At 44.4% G+C, this 26761-nt stretch carries 21 protein-coding genes; 7 read left to right on the plus strand and 14 right to left on the minus strand.

Going from position 1 to position 26761, the window contains the following annotated elements; all coding sequences use genetic code 11:
- Nucleotides 1-22: 22 nt before the first annotated feature.
- The 6 genes from AB4180_RS03225 to yiaK form a co-directional block, all read right to left on the minus strand.
- Nucleotides 23-886: a Cof-type HAD-IIB family hydrolase gene (locus AB4180_RS03225; RefSeq protein ID WP_102249455.1), complete on the minus strand. Its 864-nt coding sequence runs from the start codon at nt 884-886 to the stop codon at nt 23-25.
- Between the two features lie 10 nt (nt 887-896).
- Nucleotides 897-1607, minus strand: a complete 711-nt coding sequence (locus tag AB4180_RS03230) for an L-ribulose-5-phosphate 4-epimerase (protein ID WP_102249454.1) — start codon at nt 1605-1607, stop codon at nt 897-899.
- A gap of 96 nt (nt 1608-1703) precedes the next feature.
- Nucleotides 1704-2678 carry a DctP family TRAP transporter solute-binding subunit gene (locus tag AB4180_RS03235; RefSeq protein ID WP_012600146.1) on the minus strand — a complete coding sequence of 325 codons (975 nt, stop codon included), beginning with the start codon at nt 2676-2678 and terminating at the stop codon, nt 1704-1706.
- Nucleotides 2679-2699: 21 nt separating this feature from the next.
- Nucleotides 2700-3980 (minus strand): TRAP transporter large permease subunit, encoded by a 1281-nt coding sequence (locus AB4180_RS03240; protein WP_009845881.1) that lies wholly within the window; start codon nt 3978-3980, stop codon nt 2700-2702.
- On the minus strand, nt 3980-4468 hold the full coding sequence (locus AB4180_RS03245) for a TRAP transporter small permease (RefSeq protein ID WP_012600147.1): 489 nt from the start codon (nt 4466-4468) through the stop codon (nt 3980-3982). The genes AB4180_RS03240 and AB4180_RS03245 overlap by 1 nt, the downstream gene beginning before the upstream one ends.
- Before the next feature lie 24 nt (nt 4469-4492).
- Complete coding sequence (gene yiaK, locus AB4180_RS03250) at nt 4493-5494, minus strand: 3-dehydro-L-gulonate 2-dehydrogenase (RefSeq protein WP_009845879.1); 1002 nt, start codon at nt 5492-5494, stop codon at nt 4493-4495.
- A gap of 427 nt (nt 5495-5921) precedes the next feature.
- Between yiaK and AB4180_RS03255 the strand changes: the two genes are divergently transcribed.
- The 3 genes from AB4180_RS03255 (at nt 5922) to AB4180_RS03265 (ending at nt 9834) form a co-directional block, all read left to right on the plus strand.
- Entirely contained in the window at nt 5922-7091 is a 1170-nt protein-coding gene (locus AB4180_RS03255; protein ID WP_102249453.1) for a glycerate kinase, read from the plus strand.
- Nucleotides 7092-7292: 201 nt separating this feature from the next.
- Complete coding sequence (locus AB4180_RS03260; RefSeq protein WP_017100300.1) at nt 7293-8744, plus strand: catalase; 1452 nt, start codon at nt 7293-7295, stop codon at nt 8742-8744.
- 217 nt (nt 8745-8961) lie between these two features.
- Nucleotides 8962-9834, plus strand: a complete 873-nt coding sequence (locus tag AB4180_RS03265) for a patatin family protein (RefSeq protein ID WP_017096279.1) — start codon at nt 8962-8964, stop codon at nt 9832-9834.
- Nucleotides 9835-9954: 120 nt separating this feature from the next.
- Here AB4180_RS03265 and AB4180_RS03270 read toward each other — a convergent pair whose 3' ends face one another.
- From AB4180_RS03270 to AB4180_RS03280, 3 genes are all read right to left on the minus strand, one after another.
- Nucleotides 9955-10947, minus strand: coding sequence for a 2-hydroxyacid dehydrogenase (locus tag AB4180_RS03270; protein ID WP_012600151.1), 993 nt, complete (start codon nt 10945-10947; stop codon nt 9955-9957).
- A 232-nt stretch (nt 10948-11179) separates the two neighbouring features.
- Nucleotides 11180-11512 carry a DUF1971 domain-containing protein gene (locus tag AB4180_RS03275; RefSeq protein ID WP_102249452.1) on the minus strand — a complete coding sequence of 111 codons (333 nt, stop codon included), beginning with the start codon at nt 11510-11512 and terminating at the stop codon, nt 11180-11182.
- A gap of 62 nt (nt 11513-11574) precedes the next feature.
- Nucleotides 11575-12378, minus strand: a complete 804-nt coding sequence (locus AB4180_RS03280; RefSeq protein ID WP_102249451.1) for a ferredoxin--NADP reductase — start codon at nt 12376-12378, stop codon at nt 11575-11577.
- Nucleotides 12379-12719: 341 nt separating this feature from the next.
- Between AB4180_RS03280 and AB4180_RS03285 the strand changes: the two genes are divergently transcribed.
- Nucleotides 12720-13673, plus strand: a complete 954-nt coding sequence (locus AB4180_RS03285) for an acyltransferase (RefSeq protein ID WP_102249450.1) — start codon at nt 12720-12722, stop codon at nt 13671-13673.
- A 149-nt stretch (nt 13674-13822) separates the two neighbouring features.
- On the opposite strand, the gene AB4180_RS03290 is transcribed toward AB4180_RS03285, so the two are convergent.
- The 3 genes from AB4180_RS03290 to glgX form a co-directional block, all read right to left on the minus strand.
- A complete protein-coding gene (locus AB4180_RS03290) occupies nt 13823-14566 on the minus strand; it encodes a tRNA (adenine(22)-N(1))-methyltransferase TrmK (RefSeq protein ID WP_102249449.1) in 744 nt (247 codons plus the stop codon).
- Nucleotides 14567-14719: 153 nt separating this feature from the next.
- Nucleotides 14720-16462, minus strand: coding sequence for a diguanylate cyclase domain-containing protein (locus AB4180_RS03295; protein ID WP_102249448.1), 1743 nt, complete (start codon nt 16460-16462; stop codon nt 14720-14722).
- 270 nt (nt 16463-16732) lie between these two features.
- Complete coding sequence (gene glgX / locus AB4180_RS03300; protein ID WP_102249447.1) at nt 16733-18706, minus strand: glycogen debranching protein GlgX; 1974 nt, start codon at nt 18704-18706, stop codon at nt 16733-16735.
- 432 nt (nt 18707-19138) lie between these two features.
- Here glgX and AB4180_RS03305 point away from each other — a divergent pair, with 432 nt between their 5' ends.
- The 3 genes from AB4180_RS03305 to AB4180_RS03315 all read left to right on the plus strand — a co-directional run bounded on the left by AB4180_RS03305 (nt 19139) and on the right by AB4180_RS03315 (nt 22532).
- The gene (locus tag AB4180_RS03305; protein ID WP_017100292.1) at nt 19139-20545 is read left to right on the plus strand and encodes a carbohydrate porin; all 1407 of its coding nucleotides are present in this window, start codon (nt 19139-19141) and stop codon (nt 20543-20545) included.
- Between the two features lie 78 nt (nt 20546-20623).
- Complete coding sequence (locus tag AB4180_RS03310; RefSeq protein WP_102249446.1) at nt 20624-21505, plus strand: MalM family protein; 882 nt, start codon at nt 20624-20626, stop codon at nt 21503-21505.
- Between the two features lie 199 nt (nt 21506-21704).
- Complete coding sequence (locus AB4180_RS03315; RefSeq protein WP_017102315.1) at nt 21705-22532, plus strand: alpha/beta hydrolase; 828 nt, start codon at nt 21705-21707, stop codon at nt 22530-22532.
- A 116-nt stretch (nt 22533-22648) separates the two neighbouring features.
- Here the strand turns inward: AB4180_RS03315 and AB4180_RS03320 are convergent, their stop codons facing one another.
- Nucleotides 22649-25495: an amylo-alpha-1,6-glucosidase gene (locus AB4180_RS03320; protein WP_102249445.1), complete on the minus strand. Its 2847-nt coding sequence runs from the start codon at nt 25493-25495 to the stop codon at nt 22649-22651.
- A gap of 30 nt (nt 25496-25525) precedes the next feature.
- Nucleotides 25526-26704, minus strand: coding sequence for a maltose/maltodextrin ABC transporter substrate-binding protein MalE (malE, locus tag AB4180_RS03325; RefSeq protein ID WP_009845865.1), 1179 nt, complete (start codon nt 26702-26704; stop codon nt 25526-25528).
- Nucleotides 26705-26761: the final 57 nt, after the last annotated feature.

Below are 26761 nucleotides of genomic sequence, written 5' to 3' on the forward strand. Positions count from 1 at the left end.
TTAATAAAGCCGATGCTTTAAATTAATGGGCACTAAATAGGTCTTGTAAAAGCGTCGCTAACCCTGTCTTATCGTCATTATTTTTAGGCGTGATAAGGTTGGCTGAGCTTTTTACGGTGTCATCTGCGTTTTGCATTGCGATGCCAAGTCCCGCTGCTTTAAGCATCGAAATGTCATTGTGGTTATCACCAATCGCGACACACTGTTCTAGGCTGATACCGAGCGGCTCAATGTAGCGAGTCAAGGCATTACCTTTGCTATTACCTGTTGCTGCGAAATCGACACGATCAATCCAAGATCGTTCGCCGTTGAAGTTCTCTTTCACAAAAGGAATCTCTGCGAATGTGTTTACTTCACCTTCAACGACAAACTTCCACACATACTCTGAAACTTGTGCTTCATGTTGGAAGTCGTCGACTTTTTGAATGTTTGGTCGCTGGCTTTCTGGAAAGGTTTGAGACCACGTCAATAGCGCTTCCATGTATTCAATTGGGCGATCTCTTGAGTAGAGCATTGCATCACGCACATACATCACCATCTTCAGATCATGAGCTTGAGATAGGGTGATAAACTCAGCCGCAATTTCTTTGTCGATTGCGTTTTCTTGAATGACCGTATCGTTTTGGTAATCAAAGATGTAAGTGCCATTACAACAAATTATTGGAGTCGATAAACCAAGCTGATCGTAATAAGGTTTTGCCGCGACATGATGGCGGCCCGTAACGATAACCACATGAGTGTGTTGAGCGACTTGCTTGATGGCTTCGACTAACTCTTGGCTAATCGTGTGCTGCGAGTTGAGCACCGTCCCATCGAGATCTAACGCCAATAGCTTGTGCTTATACAATTTATGTTTATAGGACTTATGCGGTGATGACTTATGCATGTGCGAGGCCTTACTTCTGTCCGTAGTATGAGTTCTTGCCGTGTTTACGGTTGTAGTGTTTATCTAGCAGCTCAGGTTGAATCGCTACTTCTGGACTGATAGCGCGAGTGGCTGTTGCCATGGCAGCAATCTCTTCCATTACCACTGCATTGTGCACTGCATCTGAACCATCCTTGCCCCATGTAAATGGTGCGTGGCCTGCGATGATGACACCTGGCATTGCTTGCGGGTCGATATCACGTTGGTTGAATTCTTCGATGATCACCAAGCCTGTGTTTTTCTCGTAATCAGATTCGATCTCAGCTTTTGTTAGCAGGCGAGTACAAGGTACATCACCGTAGAAGTAATCGGCGTGTGTTGTGCCCAGCGCTGGAATGTCTCGGCCGGCTTGTGCCCAAATTGTTGCGTTACGAGAGTGCGTGTGAACGATGCCGCCAATGGTTGGGAAGGCTTTGTAAAGCTCAATGTGCGTAGCCGTGTCGCTTGAAGGGTTCAGCTTGCCTTCAATGCGGTTGCCTTCTAAATCGAGAACAACGATGTCATCTGCCGTCATTACATCGTATTCAACACCTGACGGTTTTATTGCAATCACGCCACGTTCGCGGTCGATCTCAGAGACATTGCCCCAAGTGAAAGTCACTAAGCCATATTTAGGAAGCTGCAAGTTTGCTGCGAACACGCGTTCTTTTAATTCTTGGTATGTTTTTTGTTGTTGAGACATTGTGTTTGCCCATGTTGGATTGAGTGAATGACGAGCGGATTGCCTAGCTAAACTTCCTAGCTAAAAAAGAGGACTAGGCAATCGCACTCAATTACGTTACTTAGCTGCTAGTTTGATCTTGTTGATCATCACATCGCCATTTTTCTCGATGTAAGCGCTCCAAACTGGTTGGATAGCTTGTTGGAAAGCAGCACCATCAACGTCACGGTTTACTTGCATGCCGTTTGCTTCTAGTTGAGCAATCATCTTGTCTTCTTTCTGGATGCTTAGCTCACGTTGCATTGCTACGGCTTCAGCAGAAACTTCTTCGATAATCTTTTGCTCATCTTCAGTTAGCTTGTCGAACTTACGTAGGTTCATTGTTAGAACTAATGGTGAGTAAGCATGTTGTGTAAGGCTTAGGTATTTTTGTACTTCATCAAACTTGAAAGACAGCGTTACAGAAATTGGGTGGTCTTGAGAGTCAACAACGCCTGTTTCAAGTGCAGTATAAAGTTCAGATACTGGAAGCTGCTGCGGGTTAGCACCGAGCTCATTGAACATGTCGTTTAGCGCTTTCGAGCCATTCACACGCATTTGTAGGCCTTCAACATCTGAAGGAACACGAATAGGTTTTTCGTTGTTGGTCATGTTGCGGTAACCATTTTCAGGGAAACCAAGACCTTTAAGACCGAATTTTTCAAAGTTCGCTAACACTTCTTTACCCGGCTCGCCGTCCAGTACTTTGTATGCTGTTTGACGATCTGGGAACATGAACGGCAGAGTGAAGGCCGCTGATTCAGGCATTAGGCCGTTGTAGTTGTTCAAGCCAACCATCGCTAAATCGACGATGCCAGCACGTGAACCATCGATCATTTGCTTATCACTGCCCAATTGACCTTGTGGGTAGATGTTTACTTTGATTTCGCCGTTTGAACGAGCTTCTACTTCTTTCTTAAAGAACAAAGATAGGTCTTGTTGCAAATCCGACTCTGGTGCAGCGTGCGCCAGTTTTAGAGTCGTAGCGGCAAAAGCGCTAGAGCTCATTGCGATAGTCGAAGCGAGTAGAGTAAGTTTTAGTAGGGTTTTCATTATTATTTTCTCCGTCGAGGATTAACCAATGACAAACGACATTGGCACAGTGATAATGCTTGGGAAGATGACAAACAGTGTGAGCAGAGCCATGTAAGCCGCGATGAAGGGCAATACACCTTTCACTGCAGTCGACATTGGTACTCTCGCTACACCACACACTACGTTTAGTACGGTGCCTACAGGAGGCGTAATCAAGCCAATTGAACAGTTGATAACGAACAGTAGGCCGAAGTACGTTGGGTCAATCCCAGCCATCTTGATGACAGGCATTAAAAGGGGTACAAGGATTAGAATCGTTGGGCTCAAGTCCATAACCATGCCGACACAAAGTACGAGCAACATAATTACTGCCATTAATAGGCGTGGGCTATCCACCAGTGGACCTAACATTTCTGCGAGTTGTTGAGGAAGCTGAGCAACAGTAATTAACCACGCAGCGACCATTGCACAACCCACCAAGAACATAACCATTGCGGTCGAGCGACCAGCGTTGAGTACGATGTGGTAGAACTTCTTAATAGTGAGTTCTTTATAAACAAACGTTGAGATGAAAATAGCGTAAGTGGCGGCGACTACAGCGGCTTCTGTCGGTGTAAAAATACCAAAGCGAATACCGACAATGATGATGACTGGTAACATCAATGCCCATACGCCATCTTTAAGTGCCGCGCGTTTTTCAGCCTTTGTTGCACGTTCAGACGTTTCTAAGTTTTCTTTACGAACCGTCCAGCGCCACACAAACATCAATGTCATACCCATTAACAGGCCAGGAACGATGCCGCCTAGGAATAGGTTTTTGATCGAGATACCGCCAGCAACACCTACAAGGATCAGAGGGATTGAAGGTGGAATAACGGGTGCGATGATACCGCCTGAAGCAAGTAAGCCCATTGAAGGTGCTTCTGGGTATTTCGCTGCTTTCATCATTGGGTAAAGAATACTGACCAAGGCTGCTGCATCTGCTACAGCTGAACCAGAAAGGCCAGCAAGCAGTACCGAAGTCATGATAGCAACGTAACCTAAGCCACCTTGACGATGTCCAACGTAAGTGGTTGCTAGGCGAACAATACGCTGCGACAAGCCACCCGATGCCATTACTTCACCCGCAATGAGGAAGAATGGAATGGCAAGCAGAGTGAAGCTGTCGACACCATTAATTAAAGACTGCGCAAGAATGTCTGCACTAAAGAAGTCCATGTGAAGCATCAGCGCCATTGAAGACAATAACAGTGCAAACGCAACAGGAAGACCAAGTAAGATTGAGACAATCAATACCGATAAGAAAATGGCTAACGTCATTATTCTTTCTCCTCATCTAAGCTATCTAGCTGCCAGTCGGGCTTGAAGATTCGCATAAAGGCAATCACGCCCATTAACAAACCTGACACCACACCGGCTAAGTAAAATAATGCTGAAGGAAGCCCTGTAAGCTGAGAAATATCTGACCAGTTAGACATCATTTGACGGTATGAACCGACGTAAAGCATGCCGACAGAAATCAGTACTATTACCCAGCAGATACGTCTTAGTACGGGTACTGCTTTTGGGAAGAGTCGTTCAGAAAACTCTGCAACAGCGAGGTGTTCACCTCGGCGCAGCACAACGGCGGCACCGAGCATGACAACCCATACAAGACCAAGGCGAGATAGTTCTACAGAGGGACGAAGACCAGAAGAAAAGCCATAACGTAAAACTACGTTAGTAAATACGAGCGCAACCATACAGGTCAGAATGACCGCCATGATGACATCGATACTTTTCCAAATACTCTTTAATACACTTTGCATAACGCTTTCCCTACCTTTGGCTAATTACAGAGACGTAATTTGTTCCCAAATTCCATCGTTAATTTCAATGCCGCCAGCTGCTTCGTGTTTCTTAATGAAGTTTTCAATTTCAGAACCAGCAATCATCACTGAACCCGTTTCTGCAGGCTCTGACTCAAGCACGTAATCGCGGATGCGCTTCATCTCTTGTGCGTAAGTGCTTTGATCCATTGTCTTGCTTAAGTCGATAGCGATAAGGAATTGAGATACACCAAACTCACCACCCATATCTTCAGTCAGCGCTGGTACTGAGTGGCCGCCAGTGATTGCCGTTAGCATCATGTCAAGTACGATTGCCATTGATGAACCTTTCCAGAAACCCATTGGAAGTAGGCGTTTGTTTTCCCACAGTACATGCGGGTCTTTAGTGAGTTCACCTTCGTTGTCAAAGCCACCAACAACAGGTAGTTCTTTGTCAGCAAGCACGAAGTTTTGTAGTTGGCCGTAAGAAAATTGGCTCATTGAACAGTCAACAACCACCGGTGGATCGCCCGCAACCGCCATGATGAGAGGGTTTGAACCAACACGGTGATCTTTACCACCCCATGCTGGCATCACTGCGATTGAGTTGGTTGATGCAATTCCTGCAAAACCTTCGCGAGCCATTTTCAATACGTAAGCACCGCCACGCATCCAGTGGTTAGAATTACGCATACCGACCATGCCAATGCCGTAGTCACGAGCCAATTCCATGGCACGTTCTGCACAGATAAGACCGTTAAGAACGCCAGGACCGTAGTTACAATCCCATTGCTCGAGTGCACCCATGCTGTTAACGCATTCTGGTTCTGCATTGAGTTTGATTTGACCTTTATCTACTTGGTCAATGAATACAGGAAAACGGTTGATGCCATGTGAGTATGTGCCTTCGTTTGCCATCTCAACAAAACCAGCCGCAAGCTTGGTTGCCATCTCTGGCTTCATGTCGCGAGCTAAAAGGATTCGTTCGTATTCTTGTTGTAGTTTTTCTGTTGATACTAAAGGCATCTGTGTTCTCCGATAATTTGAATTCCATAATACGGAATCAATTATTGTTTTTATTCCGAAAAAATTCTGTGAGCAAAGTTACGAAATATTTCCTTATTAAGTTTTTCTCTAATAACTGTTAACTGGTTAAAAAGTGGAACAAAAAGATTTAAGGATTCCGCAATGCGAAACAAAAAGCGTGTTCAGGATCTGGTTTCTACGACTAATTGAGGTGAAATTAGACAATTTGGCGGGATTAAACTTGTCAAAAGATGGGTTATTAACCAACCGTAACTTTACTGAATATAAAATAGTGGCGGTGAAATCTGAGGTGTTGGTCAAATTCGGAGAGGGAAGTACGCACAGTTGACCCGTCTTCTATATAGTGGTTTTGTTGTTTTTGTACTATTGCTTGGTAGATATTTGTGAAGTATTGGAGCCAGCTTCTATGAAAATTGTTATTGCACCAGACTCGTTTAAAGAATCTTTATCGGCGGTATCGGTGGCGGCGTGTATTGAAAAGGGTTTTCGTGAAATCTTCCCTGACGCTGACTATGTGACTTTACCTCTGGCCGATGGTGGCGAAGGTACGGTAGATGTATTGCTACAAGGTTTAGCCGGACAAAAGCGAACAAATAAAGTTCAAGGGCCATTGGGAACATTGATTAGTGCTGAATGGGCGATGTTAGAACCGTCAGTTCAGAGCTCCAAGAGAACGGCTTTGATAGAGATAGCTGCTGCGTCTGGTTTAGACTTGCTGACACCAGAACAGCGCGATCCTTTGGTTGCTTCTTCTTTTGGTACCGGACAGCTGATATTAGAAGCGATAGAGCAGGGTGCTCAAACCATCATTCTTGGATTGGGTGGCAGTGCGACCAATGATGGTGGTGCAGGCATTGTACAAGCGTTAGGTGGTAAATTGCTTGATCGTGCAGGGCAAGAGCTCAGCCGAGGTGGCGCTGTGCTAGCGGATTTGGCTTCAATTGATCTTACAGGCGTCGATTCTCGTTGCTCCGATATTGAGTTGATTGTGGCGTGCGATGTGGATAATCCATTGTGTGGTGATAACGGTGCCAGCTATATATTCGGCCCACAAAAAGGCGCAAGCCCAGAACAAGTTGTGACGCTGGATAAGGCGCTTGAGAATTTTGCTCAAGTTGCAGAAACGCAAGGTTATGCCGGTGGCGATGAGCCTGTTTACAAGCGCGTGGGTTATGGCGCAGCTGGTGGCACGCCGATGGGGCTTGGTTTGTTATTCAATATCCAAATTAAACCCGGCATTGAGATGGTGCTCGATGTTTTGCAAGCTGATGATCTATTGAAAGGTGCCGACTTGGTGATTACTGGCGAAGGGCAGATGGACAACCAAACTCTGCAAGGGAAAACGCCTTATGGCATTGCTAAACGAGCGAGCTTACAAGGCATTCCGATCATAGGCATTGCTGGCTCACTGGGAACAGAAGTAGAAGCACTTTATGGTGAAATGAACAGCTTGTTTGGTACGGTTCGTTCTCCTCAGTCACTTGACCAAGTTCTGCTAGAAGCCGAACTAAACCTTACCAGAACGGCGAGAAATATCGCTGCGACTCTGAAAGTAGGCCATGCGATCTTGAAATAAAGTGAGGTTTGACAATTGGTTACTTAACATCATGGTTCGATAGGTTTTATAGATAGCAACGATAAATAGAAACGATTATATTTTATACCATTAGAGGTCTATTCTATATCCATAATATTTTAGGGGCTTTTGAAAGGAAGCCAGTATAAATATCAAGGTGCACTCACTATTGCTGCACCTTTGGACCTTAAGGAATAGATCATGAGTAAAAAACTAACTACAGCTGCGGGTTGTCCTGTTGCTCATAACCAGAATGTTCAAACTGCGGGTAAGCGCGGTCCTCAACTTCTTCAAGATGTTTGGTTTTTAGAAAAGATGGCGCATTTTGACCGCGAAGTCATTCCAGAGCGTCGTATGCACGCGAAAGGTTCAGGCGCTTACGGTACATTTACTGTTACGCATGACATTACCAAATACACCAAGGCAAAACTGTTTTCTGAAATAGGCAAAAAGACCGACCTGTTTGCACGTTTTACTACGGTTGCCGGTGAGCGCGGTGCTGCCGATGCTGAGCGTGATATCCGCGGCTTTGCATTGAAGTTTTATACCGAAGAAGGCAACTGGGATATGGTGGGTAACAACACCCCAGTATTTTTCCTTCGTGATCCTCTCAAGTTCCCAGACCTAAACCATGCGGTTAAGCGTGACCCTCGCACCAACATGCGCAGTGCGAAGAACAACTGGGATTTCTGGACCTCTCTACCTGAAGCGCTTCACCAAATCACCATCGTAATGAGTGACCGTGGTATTCCTGCTACTTACCGTCACATGCATGGTTTTGGTAGCCATACATTCAGCTTTATTAATGCAGACAACGAGCGTTTCTGGGTTAAGTTCCACTTCAAATCTCAGCAAGGTATTAAAAACCTGTCTGATGCAGAAGCGGCACAAGTGATCGGTGACGATCGTGAAAGCCACCAACGTGATTTGCTAGACAGCATTGATAACCAAGACTTCCCTAAATGGACGTTGAAAGTACAAGTGATGCCAGAAGCGGATGCAGCGAAAGTGCCATACAACCCGTTCGATCTAACTAAGATCTGGCCTCATGCAGATTACCCATTAATAGAAGTGGGTGAGTTTGAATTGAACCGTAACCCGCAAAACTTCTTCGCTGAAGTTGAGCAGTCTGCATTCAACCCGGCAAACGTGGTTCCGGGTATTAGCTTCTCACCAGACAAGATGCTACAAGGCCGTCTGTTTGCTTACGGTGATGCACAGCGCTACCGTTTGGGTGTTAACCATCAGCATATCCCAGTAAACGCACCTCGTTGTCCTGTACACAGCTACCATCGTGATGGTGCGATGCGTGTTGATGGTAACTTTGGTAGCACACTTGGCTATGAGCCAAACAACGAAGGCCAATGGGCAGAGCAACCAGACTTTGCTGAACCAGCATTGAACCTAGATGGCGCTGCGGCGCACTGGGATCACCGCGAAGACGAAGATTACTTCTCGCAACCGGGTGATCTGTTCCGTCTAATGACACCAGAAAAACAAGCGATTCTGTTTGATAACACTGCTCGTAACCTAGGCGGCGTTCCTAAAGAGATTCAACTGCGTCACCTAAGACACTGTTACAAAGCCGACCCTGCATACGGTGAAGGCATTGGTAAACTGCTTGAAATCGACGTGAGCGAATTTAAGTCGTAATCAATACACTCGTTTAAATAGTTGAAAGGCTGTTGAGTTAATCACTCGATGGCCTTTTTTGATCTCGCTGATCATCAAGCAACCCTAAATCATTGAAAAGTTGAACTATTCACATTGATAGTTTTTACCTATCGAATTGATAAATTTATCCCATTATCTTTGTAAGAACGATCGGATTATTCTACGACTATCAGTTTATAAAGTAGAAGAGTTTGAGATGAGTAAGAGCGCATTAATCGTTGAAGGTGGGGCAATGAGAGGCATCTTCGCTGCCGGAGTGTTGGACGCCTTTATGCAAGACGATTTCCGTCCTTATGATTTTGCCATCGGCGTATCAGCAGGTGTGTCCAATTTGGTTGGTTACTTATCTCAAGCTCCGAAGCGTAGCTACAACGTGATCACCACTATGGCGACCGATAAAACGTTCTTTAACCCTGCTCGCTTTGCTAAAGGTGGCAATTTGGTCGACGTTAAGTGGTTGTGGGATGAATCTAACCAACGTTATCCGCTTGATTGCGGTCAGCTGTTCTCAAGTGTTCCTTTAATTGCTGCTGTAACTAACGTCGATACTGGCAGTGCAGACTACTATCACATCAAGCCAGAAAACCTTTCTAACGTGGTTGAAGCAACAACAGCTCTACCTATCGCTTACCGTGAAACACCGTGCTTCTCTGGTGGTTGCTATACCGATGGTGGTGTAGCCGACTCTATTCCGGTTCGCGAAGCCTATCGTCGTGGTGCACGAGACATTACCGTGATTCTTTCTCACCCATTAAGCTACCGAATGAAGCCGCAGAAGTATCAGTGGATGCTGAAAAAGCTGCTAAAGAAATTCCCGAATATTGCAGAGTCGATGGCGGTGCGTGCCGAAAACTATAACCAGTCTTTGGAGTTCATTCGTAACCCTCCAAAAGATGCGACCATCAAGGTGATTGCGCCACCAGAAGCGTTTGCAGTGAAGCGTTTGACAATGGATCAAACGGTCTTGAATGCAGGTTATGAGATGGGTGTGAAAGCAGGGGAAGAGCACCTTGCCATTAGAAACGGTGTCTATGGCTTAGATACCGAAGATTGTCATTTCTGCGTCTAGGAACGGTTTTAGAATACTGGATAAACGAAAAAGCCACGCTGTTCACTTAGGAATAGCGTGGCTTTGTGTTTCTAGATTGAGTCTATTACTAACTCAGTCTGCTATTAACTCAAGTTGTTGTTAAACCAGTTCGTTGCCGCTGGTGTTACCTGTAAAAAAGGCATCAACACTGGTGAGCGTTGTATTGGCAATGTTGAACAGAGCATCTTTAGTCAGGAAGGCTTGGTGACCTGTGAACAATACGTTGTGACAAGCAGATAAGCGACGGAATACGTCATCCACAATCACATCGTTAGATTTGTCTTGGAAGAACAACTCTTTCTCGTTGTCGTAGACATCAAGGCCAAGCGCGCCAATCTTGCTTTGTTTCAACGCTTCGATTGCTGCGGTTGAATCCAGTAGTTCACCACGGCTGGTGTTGACGATCATCACGCCATCTTTCATTTTCTCAAATGCCGTTGCATCCAACAGGTGGTAGTTCTCTTTACTCATTGGGCAATGCAGAGAAATCACGTCAGACTCTTGGTAAAGCTCGTCGAGCTCAACGTATTTAGCGCCCAGTTCTTTTGCCAATGGGTTCGGGTATGGGTCGTAGCATAGGATGTTCATGCCTAAACCTTTCAGAATACGCATGGTTGCTAGCCCAATTTTGCCAGAGCCGATCACACCAACGGTTTTACCGTGGAAGTTAAAGCCTACCAAGCCTTCAAGAGAGAAGTTCGCATCACGAGTACGTTGGTATGCCTTGTGTAGTTTACGATTCAAACACATCATCATGCCGACTGTGTGCTCTGCTACTGATTCTGGAGAATAAGCCGGAACGCGAACCACTTGCAGACCAAACTCTTTGGCTGCGTCTAGGTCGACTTTATCAAAGCCCGCACAGCGCATCGCGATCAGCTTGGTACCGCCTTTAGCAAGAATCTCTAACACGTCTCGCGATAGGTCATCGTTTACAAACGCACAAACCACTTCGTTGTCGTGCGCCATTTTTGCTGTTGTTGTAGTGAGTCGAAAATCGTGAAAATGGAACTCGGCGTTGAGTTCGCCTTTTGCCAGTTCAAATGATTTTTCGTCGTATGATTTTGAGCTAAAAAAAGCAATGTTGAGCATGGCTTCCTCTCTTACCTAAAATATAAATAACCCACAAACGGCTGCAAAAATCAGCTCGATAGGTCAACATGCCCTGCAACTCTGTTCAGTGTGCTAGAGTTTTTTTGTCTTGTCTATCACCATTAGTCACTGTAATTACTATGGTTATTTGGTCTGTTGTCTTCACTTATTGAACACTAAAAATCACAGTACGAGGCAGCTTGCTTATAAGTTCATCAATATTGAATGGATCTTACTTTCGGGTGTTGAACATCTTCTTAGTCTCTTTCTCAGACCAGAAGTTAATGTTGAATTGTGCGTCGTCGCTAAGCTCTACTCGATGCCAATATTGAGGTGGACTTGTGGCAAATTGCCCAGCCAGGATCGTAATAACACTTTCTGGTTCTGTCGCGTCGGCATCGGCAAAACCATAGAAGGTGACGGTGCCTTTCATTACGCAGATCTGCCCGAATACACCTTCTGCGGTGTTGTGGTGATTAAGCAATGCAGCCGGTATGTTGTCTTTGGTGAAAAATGGCGTTGAACGTTGAATTTTCCAGTGTGACGGAATACGTAAATGACTCATATAAAACCTCTTGTCTGTATTTTGAATACAAGCTTTAGCTTTGATTGAATTGGTGACCGTGATTACCAGTAGTTTTCACTGCTGAATTGGCCGGGCTTTCGGCGTAAGTGCTTCTCGAAACCTAAGTTGGTTAGTGCTTCACTTGTGTCGCGAACCATTTGCGGATTGCCACAAAGGTAGAAAAAACTGCGGGTTTGATTGAAAGTGACAGACGTGGTTTGCTCAAGGTCGCCTCCAAGTAACAAGCTTGGGATTCGTCCGCGCAAAGTTCCGGTGACTGATTCTCTAGAAATAATTGGCACATATTGTAGTTTCCCCTGAAAGTGTTCAACGAGTTGATTGATTCGATCTTGATACGTGAGGTCTTGCTCTGTTCTTACGGCATGAACCAGTACAAGGTTTTTGAACGAGGTGATTTTTTCAGATTCAGAGCCGTTTTGCTGTTGTATCTGCATGCTTTCGAGCATTGAGATAAAAGGCCCAACGGCGGTTCCGGTTGAAAGCATCCATAGATCCTCGGCGATCTCTGGAATCTCATTTAGCGTCATAAAGCCGCTTGGGTCCTTGCCTACAAATATGTCATCGCCTACCTTCAACTCATGAAGTTGAGGTGAAAGCTGCCCGTTCTGATCCTTAATAATCAAAAATTCCAGATGTTGATGACCTTGTTCGTGCTCTGGCGCATTCACCATGGAATAAGCACGTCTGACAAGCTCCTCCTCGTTGTTAAGTAAACCAAGTTTCGTGAACTGTCCCGCTTGATAGGGCGAGATTGGCGCACTGACTTGCAGTGAGAACAGCTGATCTGTCCATTGTGTTTTATGTAAGACTTTGCCAGTTACCAAACCATGAGGAATATCTGTCATATCATCACCTTTACTTAGAGAAGTTATCTCATTAAGGATACTCAACTATTTACACTTTGGAGTTGCATGTACCATGCCATTAGTGAGAATGCTTATCAATACTGTTTATTCGGTAAAAATTAACTTGAATGATGTCAAATAGACTTCGTACTGCTGTGTCTAAATGACATCTTTGTTGTTTTTTGATGTGATTCCTTGTGATTAATAACGATGAGTTGCTCTATGGGCACAGACCAAAATTAGTTCCGTGGTTTGACCCTTAATGTATTCACCAATAACTAAAGAGAATATTTTATAGATGAGTATAATGGCGGCTTTCGATCTCAATATAGCCGTGTTTTATGCTTGATAATCTTCGTATGGCCTTGAACGTGTTGTTCGTGACCATCAATACCGCAATGACTGCGTTTACCGTGAGCTTCTTTGGCCTCATCAAACTGATTCTTCCAATCTCTATTGTTCAAAAGTCATGTACTCGTTTAGCGAACTTCACATTTTGGTGTTGGGCTTCGCTTAACCTTTGGATGTTGAATGTGAATAACGATATCGAGTGGCAAGTTGAGGGCGGGGAAGACATCTCGACTAAGCAATGGTACTTGATGATGTCGAATCACCTCAGTTGGGCGGATATCGTGATCTTGTCTTCGATCTTGAAAGACAAGATGCCAATGACTAAGTTCTTCCTTAAGCATGAATTGCTGTACGTTCCTTTTGTTGGTTTGGCTTGTTGGGGCTTGGATATGCCTTTCATGAGACGTCACTCACGTGAGTTTTTGATTCGTAACCCTGAGCGTCGCAATGATGATTTCGAGGCAATTAATAAGGCATGTACTAAGTTCAAATGGGCACCGACAACCTTGGTGAATTTTGTGGAAGGGACTCGTGCAAACCACGAGAAACTGGCGACAGCGAAAACACCTTATCGACATCTACTCAAGCCAAAAACCGGCGGTGTGGCGTTCGCTCTGTCTGCTATGGGCCCAATTTTGGATGGTATTGTAGATGTCACTCTGGCTTATCCAGAAAATCAGGCTTCTCCATTTGAAGACATGCTGAAGGGTAAAATGACCAAGGTGGTGGTGCGTATTAAACTGCACCCAATGGATGAGAACGTGAACGGTAATTATTTTGAAGATAAAGCGTTTAAACGTCGTTTCCACAGTTGGCTGAATAGTACGTGGAAAGAGAAAGACGACTATCTTGATACGGTTTATGCTCTTGATACGGTTAATACGCCCTGTGAGGTTGAAACGACTGATGAACCTGATGTGGCTTATAAGAAACAAGAACAGTAAGCTCATACCAAATCGATAGCATCAAAAAAGCCGATAGTTCATTGAACTGTCGGCTTTTTTATTGATTGGACTTTGTCTACTCAAACAGTGCAGTCAGTGCTCACTATGTTCTAAAGCGCTAAAACAAGGATGGTCAAAGAGTGAGGACGTTAAATCGCTTGGTAAGCCTCAATGATGTGCTTAACCTCACTGGTTTTGCCTTGCTTCTCTTGGCCTTGATGGATGCGTAAGTAGTGCTGCAATGTTTTGGCTTTGTATTGCTGTGATACCTTCACTTGTTCATCACAGTTTGGTGTCCAGATCTTGTCACCGACGTTTGATATCTCAGTTACCGTTCGGTTATTGCCGTTATCATCTAGATTTCTGTCGCTTTCACCTTGGTTATTGCTGACCAATAAAATCTCGTAGTAACGACGGTTCTCTTCAATTAACACTTCATCAATTAGGCCGAAATTGAGCGCCTTTAAATGATTTCTTAGCTCGAACTGCTGATGAACCGGGCAAAGCAAAAAATCGATCGCTTTGTCTGGATGCTTACAATGAATATCGTCGACGAGCTTTTGTGTTAGATCGCCTCCCACCCCCGCAATAATGACTAGATGTCTGCCAGTGTGCTTTTCTAATGGAATCGCTGCGACATCCAAGCAGTAGACTTGCCATTGGCTGGTAACCGCTTGTTGGTCTGAATTATCTTGGGGAAAGTAACGCGTTAACTTGCCCTCCAGTTCATTCATCAGAGAAGGGACAATATCGACAAAATGAATCTGCGGTGCTTTGTGGTCAGATAATAGCTGAACACCCAAGAAGCCGTGATCACAACAACAGTCCCAAATATGTTGGTAGTCATTACTGACAAGGGAGTGGAGAGTTTGCAGTCGGTTACTTAGCTTCATAAGGCTCGTATCGTTAAAAAAGGGTATTGTTGTATCGAACGCGCATTGTAATGACTTTCCATAAAAACAAAAGCACCTAGGGGATTAATCCTAGGTGCTTTTTCGTTATCGGTATCGTACCAATCGGTGTGATACGAGCGTGTTAGCTAATGTCTACGACGCTTTGGCTACGCCTCTAATGTGACCTTCTACTCGATTCTTTCCAAGTTGTAGTGCGATAAGCTTTGCTTGTTCCGCAAGGGCTAAAGCAGAGTCAGTTTCGCCGTCTATTTGCGAAAACCCGACGCTGATACTGAGTGACAATGTGATATCCGGAGTGACTATGGTTTTCTCGGCGATGCTGACTCGACATTGTTCCAATTGGTGCTTGGCATCCTTCGCATCATTCGCTTTGAATAAAACGGCGAACTCCTTATCCCCAACTCGAGCAAGGCAAAGCCCTTTTGGCTTAGGGAAGTAAGAACGCATCGCTTCTGCGGCAAGCTTAATCATCTTGTCGCCAATCGCTTCACCGTAAGCTCGATTTACGTGGTCAAAGTTATCGATATCGAGCAGAGCTACATAGGTATCGGGTTCGCATGCGTAGTTGTCGATCGCGATGTTAAAACTACTTTTGTTGTCTAACTGAGTCATGAGATCTTTACTGCTCAATTGATGGTGGAGCAGTAAGTTAGACAACGAGACTTCGGTGTAATCTTTGATCATACGTAAAATACTTTGGCTGATCGGCAAGGGCGCATTGACGTAAATCACCGCGATTAGCTGGTTACGAGAGTGCAAAGGGATACAGTAGTGGCGTTGGAGTATTTTGAGTTTACGTGCCAATGGATCCGCGTATTTGCTGCTTCGATAAGCCATGTTTTCGGGAGAAAATCGCTCAGCAAGGGCTTTGTCAGAATGTACCGTTGATTTGTTTCCATGATAATCGATAGTACTGAATGAATGGCTCTCTGCTTGATAAAGGCAGAATTGAATGCCTTTTTGATAGGTAAAGCTATTGAATATGGCTTTTAACTCTCGTTTAAAGCTGGCGAGATCATCAACTTTATTCAGTTGAGATAACGATATGTTCAAGCGGTGAGCTAGGTAGTGTGCGCCAATCCATAATAGAAGCAGTGACCCGAGTACCACGCCAGTTAGCGTAAATTGGTGTGAGCTGGTGAGTATGTCGTGACGATCAGTGCCCGAGACGAATACCCAGTTTAAGCTGTTGTCAGCATCAAATACCGTTATTTTGAAATTATCTTGATAGTAGTATTCGTGTTGGCCGACGGTCTCACCTTGAGAGAGTTGGTGGCTGATGCCTGCATGATAGCTGATGGATTTGGAGCCAATGCGTTTCGGATCAGGATGGAAAACCAGTCGTTCGGTTGCTCTATCAACCACAAATACATAGCCACGGTCTAATGTCTTTAAGTCTCTCAGGCCTTGTGTGGTATGCAAAAGGTCAAACTCAATCCATATTTCTTTGTTCAACTTTTCCGTCGTGTGTTTGATCGCGAAAACCCAACGACCATCGGGTTTTTGATAGATAGAAGAGATGTAAAAACCTTCTACAACACTATCTATTGGATTCCACTGGATGGCATTGATCTGCTCATTAGAAAGAGGCAGGCCACGAGTTGAAATATATTGTTGGGATTGAGGCTGGTATTGAACAATATCGGAGAAGTTAGGTGTTCTCTTAAGAATATTGTCACTGATGTCCCTGAATTTTTGTTCACCGACGGGGCCTGATGTAGATAAGCTTAAACTGGTTTCCAAAAAATAGAGTTTGCCGAATGTGGCTTCGATGTTGGAATTGATGATGGAACTTGCGATACGAATATTTGATAGTGATTGTTCTTTTGCTGTCGTTTCTACTTTTTCAAGTTGAGCTGCAGCAAGATAGAGCATCCCTCCAGTTAATAAAATAATGTATGGTTTAAAAAGCCGAATTAATGTTTTAGGTAAAGCCATGATATCCAAAGACGTTATAGATTCATTTTTATAGTACGGCCATACTAAACAGTTTTCGTAATCACATCAATGCAAAATGTTCCATATAAAAAATTGAGTTTGTGACGTTCAGCTAATAAAAAAGCCAGTCATAAACATAACTGGCTTCTATGGCTTCGCGTGTTCTATTAAGCTGATTTGGCTTTTAACCTAAACCTAAACCTAAACCTAAACCGAATCAGTCTTGTTTGGCGAATAGTGCAAAATTGCCATTGAAACGGGAGATAACAGCATTTCACCTTCGGCATGACCCGGTTTCACGTTTCGCAAGTTGGTATCACAGATGGTTACCCAGTTTTGCTGACGGTCACTCGGTAAAGAAAATCGAGCCGGTGCGTTGGTTTGGTTGATCAGATAAATCAACTCGTCGCCATCTTTGCCGATGCCTAAATGTAAGGCTACAGAGCTTAAACGGTTCCAATCATCATGTTCCATGATTGTGCCATCAACACGGCTCCAGAATATACGGTTAGAGTTACGTTTATCGCCACTGAACGCCTTGATAAACGGCACCATGTATTGCTGACGTGCGGAGATCATCTCAGACAACCAAGCCTTGAAATAAGCCTTACGCTCGGAATCTTCCCAGTTGAGCCAGCTAGTGACGCTGTCTTGGCAGTACGCGTTGTTGTTGCCCTTTTGAGAATGAGATAACACATCGGCCGTCAAAATATGCGGAATACCGAATGCAAATAACAGGCTAGCCATGAAGTTACGCTTTTGCTTTTCGCGTGTTGCGATAACCAAAAGGTTTTCTGTATTGCCTTCTACACCATAGTTTTCAGAGCGGTTATCACCGTGTCCATCGCGGTTGCTCTCACCATTATCTTCATTGTGCTTATGTTTATAAGAAACAAGATCTTGCATGGTGAAGCCGTCATGATAAGTGATGTAGTTGACGGTTAATTTGTACGGCCAGTGTGCGGCACTGTAGATGTCACGAGAGCCCATTAAGCGAGTCGCAAACTCTTTCAAGTAGCCTTGATCACCACGCCAGAAGCTACGAGTGATATCTCGCAGTTTGTCGTTACACTCATTCCAGCCTAGCGGGAAATTACCTACTTGGTAGCCATTCGGACCGATGTCCCAAGGTTCTGCAATGAGCTTGGTTTCTTTAAGTACAGGGTCTTGAGCCACAGCTTTAAAGAATGCAGCCTCAGGGTTGTAGTTGTCACCTTCGCGCCCCAGTGTTGCAGCCAAATCAAAACGGAAGCCGTCGACTTGGAACTCACTTACCCAATAGCGAAGCGTATCCATCACTAAGTTGAGTGCTGGCTGGTGGGTGAGATCAACTGTGTTACCACAACCCGTAAAGTTCGCGTAATGGCAGCCATGTTTAATGTAGTAGCGGCTATCTAGTGCTTTAAGGTTGAAGGTTGTACCACCTTCGCCACCTTCTGCCGTGTGGTTGTACACCACGTCTAGAATAACTTCGATGCCATTGCGGTGAAGTTCACGAATTGCGGTTTTGAGTTCATTAACGGCGTCTTTTTCTGCGTAGCGTGGGTCTGGCACCATGAACAAGTATGGGTTGTAACCCCAATAGTTCACTTTATCCATGTCCAATAGATGAGGTTCATGCATACATGCAGCAATAGGTAAAAGTTGTAGAGAATTGATGTTTTGCTGTTTATAGAATGCAAGCATTTCGGGACTAACTAACCCCAAATAACGGCCTTTTGTATTGGTCGCGACTTCTGGGTGAAGTTGAGATAGGCCTTTAACATGGGTTTCGAAAAGAACGGTCTCTTCGCGGCTAATACGCGGCTTTTCGACATCTTGCCAATCGAACGTGTCATCAACTACGAGACACTTCGCCATCGAAAAGCTTTTTTCATTGGTATATGGCGTTGCGTAATCGAGCGGTTCGCTTATTGCTTTAGCGTAAGGATCGGAAAGTAAGATCGGGCCATTATCAGTTTCAGCAATGAAACCGTATTTTTGTCCCGCTTTAATACCATCAACAAATACATACCTGATATCAGCGTATTCATTTTCCAATTTATAAGTGGTGAACTCATCGTTCTCGTCAAAAAGAGCGAGAGAAAGGGATTTACAGTCAGGGGAATAAATTGAGAAGTTACAGCCAGTGTTACCTAGCGTTGCGCCTAGTGGATAAGGGCGAGCGAGCGTTCTAGTCATTGCTTGATTTCTTGTTCGTTTATCAACATCAGTGAACTATTAGTAAAAGGCTTTGTCCCATTAAGGTCAAGCAACTTCATAGAATAAATTTTGTTGAAAAATAATTCATCGATGAAGTTCAAATTATATATTTGAAGTAGATCTCACTTATGCTGAATAATTAGATCTGTGTGCTGTCTACTCCTCCTAGATTAAGTGATCCAACCCTTTAAAATACCATTCTGTATAAACTCTACTCCCTTCTCATCCCCCTTAATTTAGTTCGGGGTGGAGGAAGTCAAACTTGTCATCCCCTCTTAATATTGGCTCCGTTGAAACGAATCAGGGGAAACCCTAAACCTCTCTATCTTACGCCCACCATTACTGCCTTTGGTTGTCGCAAGAGAGCAAAAATATAAAACCTAAAATAAATCGTCCTTAATGGAGTTAAGAATGAAAAAAGTAAGTTTGATTGCTGCTGCAGTGGCTTCTGCACTTGTCGCTGGTTCAGCGTTCGCAGAAAATGATGTTGCACTTGATGTAACAAGTGGTGACTCTTCAATGGAAGTAGAGGTGAAAAACCCTACTGACGTTATCACTGACGGCTGGGAAGTTCACGGTTACATGTCTTCTAACGTTCGTGTTGTAGATGGTAAAACAGTAGACACTGAATTCGGTAAGCCAGATTACAAAACAGCGGGTACTCACGGTAAGAGTACTAACCAAGTTGAATTTGTAATTAAGAAGCACTCTGAGTACCAAAATGGTGTGTGGGCGGACTACGTTCTTCGTACTGAATATGGTAACGGTAACTCATACGCTTATTCTTCTGAAGGCGGACAAAAGAAGAATGATGATTCTCAGTTCGAAGTAAAAGAAGCTTTCGTTGAGCTCGGCGGTATTTTAGGTGAAGACACTTCTATTTGGGGTGGTCAACGTTACCTAAACCGTGCAGCAGGTCTTTTATCTGGTGAGTTTTGGAAACAATCATCTGGTATTGGTGCAGGTATTCAAACTAAGCTTGCAGGACATACTGCTGGTATCGCTTATGTAATGGCTGATCCTGATGCAGGTTCTGCAGATTCTTATGCGATTGACTGTAAGCAAAAAGATGGCACTACATCTACAGATCCTAATAAATGTAAAGTTAATAAAAACGGTGCAAAAGAAAGAGAAACTCTCTCTTCTATCGATTTGTACTACTACGGCGTGGATGCGGGTATCGGCAGCCTAGACTTTGACTTTAAATATGGTCAGAAACACATTAATAATGGTGAGGATCAAGATGGTTTCGGAGCTGCTGTAACACTAAACACAAGCTACTATGGTCTAGACGGTTGGACTCAAAATGCCATTGCTTATGGTTCTGGTGTAATGCAAAACCGTGGTGTTAACTTCGGTGGTTGGTCTGGCGGCGATGATAAAGCTGAGTCTCTATTCTTAACTTCTTACGGTGTACTAAACATTTCAGAAAGATGGCAGCTAGGTACGGAAGCTGTGTACTTTACAGCTCTTGACCAATTGTTTGGTGCTGACGGTTTGACTCGTTACATGGTTGCTGCTCGTCCTTCTTACAAGCTGAACGACAACGTTCGTTTAGAAGCAACGGCTTCTTACGGTCACGAAGAGGGTGATGAAGGTTACTTTGGTGGTCGTACTGGCGATGCTGTAGAGAGCGATATTCTTAACCTAGAAATTGCAACTGCATTTACAGCGAACTCTGACTACTTCGGTCGTCCACAAGTTAAGCCTTACATTAGCTACATTAAAGCTGATGATGAAGCAAGTGCTAAACAAATTGGTATCGATAACGGTAAAGACGAATTTGTATTCGGTGTACACACTGAAATTTGGTTCTAAACCGTTTAAAGTATAAGGCAGCCATTGGCTGCCTTTTTCCGTTTCCCCCAACAACAACCAATAGTGAGAGAGATTACAATGACAAATAAAAGCTCTATGTTAGCCGTGGTACTAGGTGCCTTGCTAAGCGGTTGTGCTTCCGATGCTCAGGTTCAAACTAAACTCGATGCACCCACTAATGCAGAAGTATGCTGCAGCGATTTTTCGCAGTTCCCATACGCGCAATTGAATGATAATGAAGATTTAAAATTTGATATCGACTTGGGATCACCTGTTGGTACATTTACAACAGGCAATAGCCACTTTGCAGCGTTCAAGTTCAGCGAGCGCTCAGGTGAGATGGTCGTTAAGCTATCGAGCTTGATGATCGATGATTCAGTTTTTGCTCCAGAAGCCATGCTTCTAGATGAAAACTTTAAGCCAGTGCAAACATTGAAGTTTGAAGACTTTAAGGTTCAGGCATCAGACGCTTTTACTCGCACGAGTTACATTGAGCGCTTGCGTATTGATGCGAGTAAGACACCTTATATTGTTATCTACACGCCTGCTGATGAGCTTGGCAATAAGGTGAAAGTTGATCACCCAGCAAAGGTGAGAGCGAAAGAATTTGGTGAGGTGATGCCTATGGTCACCGATCCGGTATACACCAATCAATTAGGTGGTCGTTTAGAGTTAGAAATTAAAACTTTAAAACTTCGCCCTTACCGTGCTAAACCTGCCGTAGCGCCAGTCGTTGCTGCCCCTGCCGCTATGGCAGCGACTGCAACAGCTGTTGTACCGAAGAAAGCAGACACGCAGATACGTGTGCAGCAAGAGACAAAAGACTTCTATTTGTCTGCTATACAAAATGCGGTGAAGTCAGGTGATATACCGAAAGCTTTAGGTTTGTTAGATGAAGCGAAGGCACTTAATGTTGAAGGTGCACAAGAAGCTTTTGTGCGAGCCGTCAACGCAAAATAGCTTGTTCGCTTGTTCGCTTGTTAGTTAGTTAGTTAGTTAGTTTAATAGATTAGTAGGCTTAATGGCTTAGCAGTCCAGCATCTTAGTCGCTTAGATAGAGATAGAGATAGAGATCGAGATAGAAATAAAGATAGAACGCTCCTTTAAAGGGGCGTTTTTTATATCTGAATTTATAGACACTTCAAATTTAGAGGTCGTTATGCAATCTGAATTGATTATTATCGATGAGTTCTTTATTCCACAGTTGAATCGAACTCGAACGCTCCGCATTTACCTTCCTGCGGGGTATCACCAAGCAGAGCACGCTTATCCTGTCTTATACATGCATGATGGACAGAATGTCTTTGAGAAGTCTACAGCGACGTATGGGATGTGTTGGGACGCACAAACGACACTCGATGAGATGCAAAGGCTCGGTAAGTTATCAGGGGTAATTGTTGTCGCCATCGACAGCAGTCATGAGCTTAATGGCATGGAGCGTTACAATGAGTATTCGCCTTGGCGCGCTAACCAAGAGATAAAAGAGTTGGGTGTTGGTGATGAGCTACTTAAATTTGGTGGTGAAGGGGACGAGTACATGGCGTTTATCTGTCATACATTGAAGCCCTATATAGACCAAACATACAGAACAAAGCCGAACCGAGAGTTTACGTACCTTGCTGGCAGTTCAATGGGCGGGCTAATTAGCTTATATGGTGGCTCACTGTACCAGAATACTTTTGGCGTGCTTGGGGTCTTCTCTCCAGCGTTTTGGTTCAATAAATCCTCATACTTCGAGTATATGAAAGAGTTTAACTTTCTGTCTCCAACGAAAATATATATGGATATGGGAACGAATGAAGTTCGTGAAGAGGCAAACGTAGATTTTGCTGACGTTTATCTGAGTGGTTCAAGGGCAATGAACACGTTACTCACTCAAAAGCCGAACGTGACGCTGTTTTATCAAGAAGGGCAAGGTCATCAACACAATGAACTGGCTTGGTCGTTGCGATTCCCGGATTTCATCGACTTTATTTTTAGACAATAAAAGAAGGCCGAACTCCGTTTTGTCTTCGTAAACGGTGTATTAGGCCTGCTTTTTTATCACGTTATAGCCGTATCACTTTATACGTCTATAAAGCGATAGGCTTAGTATCAGCAAAGCTAGTCCTTGGCTGCTGACAATTTTTGCTTATTGCGCTTGTTCAACAAGTAGTCCTTGCTCATCAAGCTGTTGTGTTGCCTTGCAAAGTCGGGCTTGGCAAACTGTAAATCGCGTAAGATGGCGTTATTTGGCTTTAGCTGAATCTCAAACTGCGCTTGTTTGTCGTTAACTGTGACCTGTTGTTGGTGACTGTCGATCATGATCTCCAACGATTGTGTTAATGGTGTCGAGATTACGGCAACAGACTCATGGTTTATGTCTAGCGTAAGCACCAACGTGATTTCGGGACTTACCGTATCTTCTAGATTTGACTGAATCTTGTAATGAGAAATCCCATTTTTAGATTCAAATGACAGTCGTAGCTGGTTTCCTTGACCAAAAGGCAACGAAGCCACTAATTCGCTCCAACAACTTGGGAAGTTTGGTGTTAGGTGTATCTGATTGTCCAATAAGCGTGGGCAATATCCCAAATAGTCCTGTTGCGCGTTACGAGCGTATTCTGAAACGGACCAGGCCTGAGCAAACGTCCCTGATTCTACAAGGTCGCGGTCACTATCTTGGAAAGCATCCAAATTTTCACTCATTGTCCCTCTACAGCCTTGTGTAAGGATCTGTTTTGCCAAGTTTTTGGATAGTTGGTAACTGAGATCTTGCTGCTTAAACTTATTGAGCGCCGTAATGGTAAAGCCCGCATTCCACCCCCAGATCGTCCCGTTGTGATAAGCCGCGTCTTTGTGGTACATGGCTTGATTGTCGTGATAAGGATGAAAATCGACATGCTCTTGTTGCAACGAGCAGATCCCCCATGGAAACAATAGCGTTTCGACCGCGTTCTTGACGATGTATTGCTCTCTTTCATTCTGATTCAGCGGACTTTTCTGAGGAATTGAAATCGTCATCAACTGATTCGGACGCACGCTATAATCAGGCACATCACCTTGCGATAAATGGTCGGCTAGGCGATGGTTTGTATCATCCCAAAACTTGGTGGCGAAACTCTCTTTCACTTTTCCAGCTTGGATTGTCCAGCTCTTTTCTGATTCAGAGTCGCCCACCAGAATAGCGAGTTGAATAGCGCAGTTTAAGCTTTCAAACCACAAAGCTTGGATGTCATTGGCTTTAGGGCCGCGAGGAGACCAAGGTGTCATCCCATCAATTTTTGCATCCATCCACGTATCAGGGTGGCGATGTGCCATCAGACTGTCTTTATTCAAATAATCTTCATTCAAGTAGTGTTTTTCGACACCCGTGATGAAACGCTTGAGAGTGGGATAAATGGCCTTAGCGAACGCCACATCGCCAGAGTAGTTGATGTACTCAAGGGCTTCACGAATCATCCAAGGAGTGCCATCGGTGGTGTTATAAATGATGTTCGTTTTACTCGTCACTCGATTCGGGATTCGCCCGTAATTCGCGGAATTTTCGTCGAGCATCTGCATGGACGCAAAGTTTTCAATGATCTCTTTTGCTTCACTAAACAGCCCATTAACCAAGCTTGTGCCCGACAAAGCGATAAAGGTGTCACGGCCCCAACAGTCCTTGAACCAAGGTAATCCAGCCCAAATGCCCGTGCCGAACTCATGACTCACAAAGGTTCGGCTTGCAAGGCGCGACCACATGACGGCTTGGTTGTATTCAAGGTCGTTGGTCCACAAATAATTATTGGTTAAGAACTCATAAATCCGCTGTTGGTGAAGAACGTGTTCGCTATTTTTGATCGCTTGATTAACCAATGAGCTAGCGGTTTCAAGAGTTTCAGCAAAGCCGAGGTAGACGACAAGTTCAGTTTGTTTATCTGACGTCGTGAGCATGAGTTTTGTATTGCTCTCTGAGAGCTGAACTAGGTCGCGAAGTTCAGGATGGTCGTTGAGCGATACCTCTCGCGCATGTACAGCATGGTTACTCGCGATAGCGACAAACCTTGGGCAGCCGTCTGGGCAAACTTGAGGGCTGAGTTCTATGACGATGTTTGAGTCTGAGGTATGAACTTTAGAGTGAGTGGTCGGTATGTTGAGTTCTGGAATTAGGCTCAAAGCACTCGGTTTGTTTGACGACACAGTGAGTGATACCAGTCTGGAACCTTGAATCAGGCTCAACGACTCTCGGCTATAATCATAATGATGTTCAATACCATAAGGCGTCAGGCTGGCACGCTTAGCCTCTAACTTGTTATTGAACTTGCCGTCGATATAGCTGGCGAAGGTTCCCAGTATCCAACCTTGGTGGTGACGATATTTACCACCGTTTACATAGCTATAGGTTGCTCCATGATAGTAACCATCGACATTATCCCCGAACACAAACGGGAATGACCGTGTCTCTGTGATGGTGAGCTTTTGGAATAGTTGGTCATGTGGCATTGCAAATTCAGGGTGTTGCCAGTGAGGTAGCGTCTCCTCAATCTCAGCCTCAATCAGGTGAGTATCAATAGGCTCACGTTGAGGTGTTGATAGATCATTGTATTCCCCCTTGGTTACGGTGATCGTTGGCGTCGAAGAGCCAAATTGCACCTTCAAGGAGTATTGACCAGCGACAGCGGGAGAGAGCAGTAGATCATTGCCAATGCCTTGTGTATTGATAAGCGGCATTGCTTGTTCCAATTCGCAGAGAGTGGCTTCACTTTCATGCCCTGAAAGTGTCCATTGCTTGGTGCCATCTGAATCCGAAATTTTGAAGCGATAAAGGTCGGTAGATAAACATAGGTTTGCTCTGTAGGAGCCGTCTTGTTCTTTGAACAATGGGGTGTCTAACCCCCAGCCATTGAACGTACCTTTTAGGTAAAGAGTAGGGATTTGCATAGCGAGTTGATTTCCAAAACAAAAAAGGCACAGCATGCGCTGTGCCAAAGGACAATAGGATATTAATAAAAAGAAAGGTTATTTGGTGATTTGTTTCGCTGCTGTGTCTAGTGCTTCTCTAACGGTTTGCTTGCCCTGCATTGCGTTATCGATAGCCGCACCTTCAGCGAACCAGTAAGCCGTCATTTGCGGGATGTTTGGCATAATTTCGCCGTTTTCAGCATTCGTCATGGTTGATTTGATGCGATCATCGCTCTCAAGAATTTTTTGGAATGATTTTAGTGTCACCGCGCCAAGAGGCTTGTCATCATTCATGGTTTTCAGAGCGTCGTCTTGGAATAGGTAGTTCTCTAAGAACTCGACAGCAAGATCAGTATTTGGACTCGCAGCATTGATACCCGCACTTAGGATTCCAACAAATGGGTTACCTTTACCGCCATTTAATGTCGGCAGCTCCGCAACGCCATAATTAACACCAAGCTTGTCTAAGTTACCCCAAGACCAAGGGCCATTAATGGTCATTGCCACATTGCCGTTGGTGAACTCTGCTTCTGCGACTGAGTAATCCATATTCGGGTTAACTACCCCTTGGTTTACCATGTCAACTAAGAATTGAAGGCCGCGAACACCCGCTGCATTGTTAACACCTGTGCTTTTAGCGTCATAGCCTGTTGCTGTTTTTTCAAACGCAAAGGCACCACCAGCAGAGATCATCGGCCACGTGAAGTACGCATTTTTCACATCCCACATGATGGCTTTTTTGTTTTGCTTAGCCATCTCTTTCTGAATGTCAGCAAGCTCTTCCCATGTTTTTGGTGGGTTTGGAAGTAGGTCTTTGTTGTAGATTAGAGAAGGTGCTTCGATTGCTAGAGGGTAGCCCACAACTTTACCGTTGACTGTCACCGCATCCCAACTGAAGTCGACAAGCTTTTCTTTGAATTCTTTACTTGGATTAAGTTCGTGAAGTAGCCCTGATTCTGCGTAGCCACCAAAACGGTCGTGTGCCCAGAAAATGATGTCAGGGCCGCCGCCTGTTGCTGCGTGTTGTTGGAATTTAGCTTCCAGTGAGTCTGGGTACTGAACGTTAATTTTTACACCAGTATCTTCTTCGAATTGTTTACCAATTTCAGCAAGACCGGCATAACTTTTATCGCCATTGATCCAGATTGTGATTTCACCTTCTTCCATAGCAAAAGCCGGTGCATTGAAAAGAGCAGCAAGGGTACAAATAGACAGTGTTTTCAATAGAGGTTTCATAATTTCATTCCATATTCAGAAGGTTATCCATAACGATAATCACTTCTATCAGTTCTT

Origin of the sequence: Vibrio sp. 10N.286.49.C3, from assembly GCF_041469545.1 — a bacterium.
Taxonomy (GTDB): Bacteria; Pseudomonadota; Gammaproteobacteria; order Enterobacterales; family Vibrionaceae; genus Vibrio; species Vibrio tasmaniensis_A.

Coding starts and splice junctions, on each gene's coding strand:
- AB4180_RS03225 (WP_102249455.1), bottom strand. CDS start 886: ATGCATAAGTCATCACCGCATAAGTCCTATAAACATAAATTGTATAAG.
- AB4180_RS03230 (WP_102249454.1), bottom strand. CDS start 1,607: ATGTCTCAACAACAAAAAACATACCAAGAATTAAAAGAACGCGTGTTC.
- AB4180_RS03235 (WP_012600146.1), bottom strand. CDS start 2,678: ATGAAAACCCTACTAAAACTTACTCTACTCGCTTCGACTATCGCAATG.
- AB4180_RS03240 (WP_009845881.1), bottom strand. CDS start 3,980: ATGACGTTAGCCATTTTCTTATCGGTATTGATTGTCTCAATCTTACTT.
- AB4180_RS03245 (WP_012600147.1), bottom strand. CDS start 4,468: ATGCAAAGTGTATTAAAGAGTATTTGGAAAAGTATCGATGTCATCATG.
- yiaK (WP_009845879.1), bottom strand. CDS start 5,494: ATGCCTTTAGTATCAACAGAAAAACTACAACAAGAATACGAACGAATC.
- AB4180_RS03255 (WP_102249453.1), top strand. CDS start 5,922: ATGAAAATTGTTATTGCACCAGACTCGTTTAAAGAATCTTTATCGGCG.
- AB4180_RS03260 (WP_017100300.1), top strand. CDS start 7,293: ATGAGTAAAAAACTAACTACAGCTGCGGGTTGTCCTGTTGCTCATAAC.
- AB4180_RS03265 (WP_017096279.1), top strand. CDS start 8,962: ATGAGTAAGAGCGCATTAATCGTTGAAGGTGGGGCAATGAGAGGCATC.
- AB4180_RS03270 (WP_012600151.1), bottom strand. CDS start 10,947: ATGCTCAACATTGCTTTTTTTAGCTCAAAATCATACGACGAAAAATCA.
- AB4180_RS03275 (WP_102249452.1), bottom strand. CDS start 11,512: ATGAGTCATTTACGTATTCCGTCACACTGGAAAATTCAACGTTCAACG.
- AB4180_RS03280 (WP_102249451.1), bottom strand. CDS start 12,378: ATGACAGATATTCCTCATGGTTTGGTAACTGGCAAAGTCTTACATAAA.
- AB4180_RS03285 (WP_102249450.1), top strand. CDS start 12,720: ATGCTTGATAATCTTCGTATGGCCTTGAACGTGTTGTTCGTGACCATC.
- AB4180_RS03290 (WP_102249449.1), bottom strand. CDS start 14,566: ATGAAGCTAAGTAACCGACTGCAAACTCTCCACTCCCTTGTCAGTAAT.
- AB4180_RS03295 (WP_102249448.1), bottom strand. CDS start 16,462: ATGCTCTATCTTGCTGCAGCTCAACTTGAAAAAGTAGAAACGACAGCA.
- glgX (WP_102249447.1), bottom strand. CDS start 18,706: ATGACTAGAACGCTCGCTCGCCCTTATCCACTAGGCGCAACGCTAGGT.
- AB4180_RS03305 (WP_017100292.1), top strand. CDS start 19,139: ATGAAAAAAGTAAGTTTGATTGCTGCTGCAGTGGCTTCTGCACTTGTC.
- AB4180_RS03310 (WP_102249446.1), top strand. CDS start 20,624: ATGACAAATAAAAGCTCTATGTTAGCCGTGGTACTAGGTGCCTTGCTA.
- AB4180_RS03315 (WP_017102315.1), top strand. CDS start 21,705: ATGCAATCTGAATTGATTATTATCGATGAGTTCTTTATTCCACAGTTG.
- malE (WP_009845865.1), bottom strand. CDS start 26,704: ATGAAACCTCTATTGAAAACACTGTCTATTTGTACCCTTGCTGCTCTT.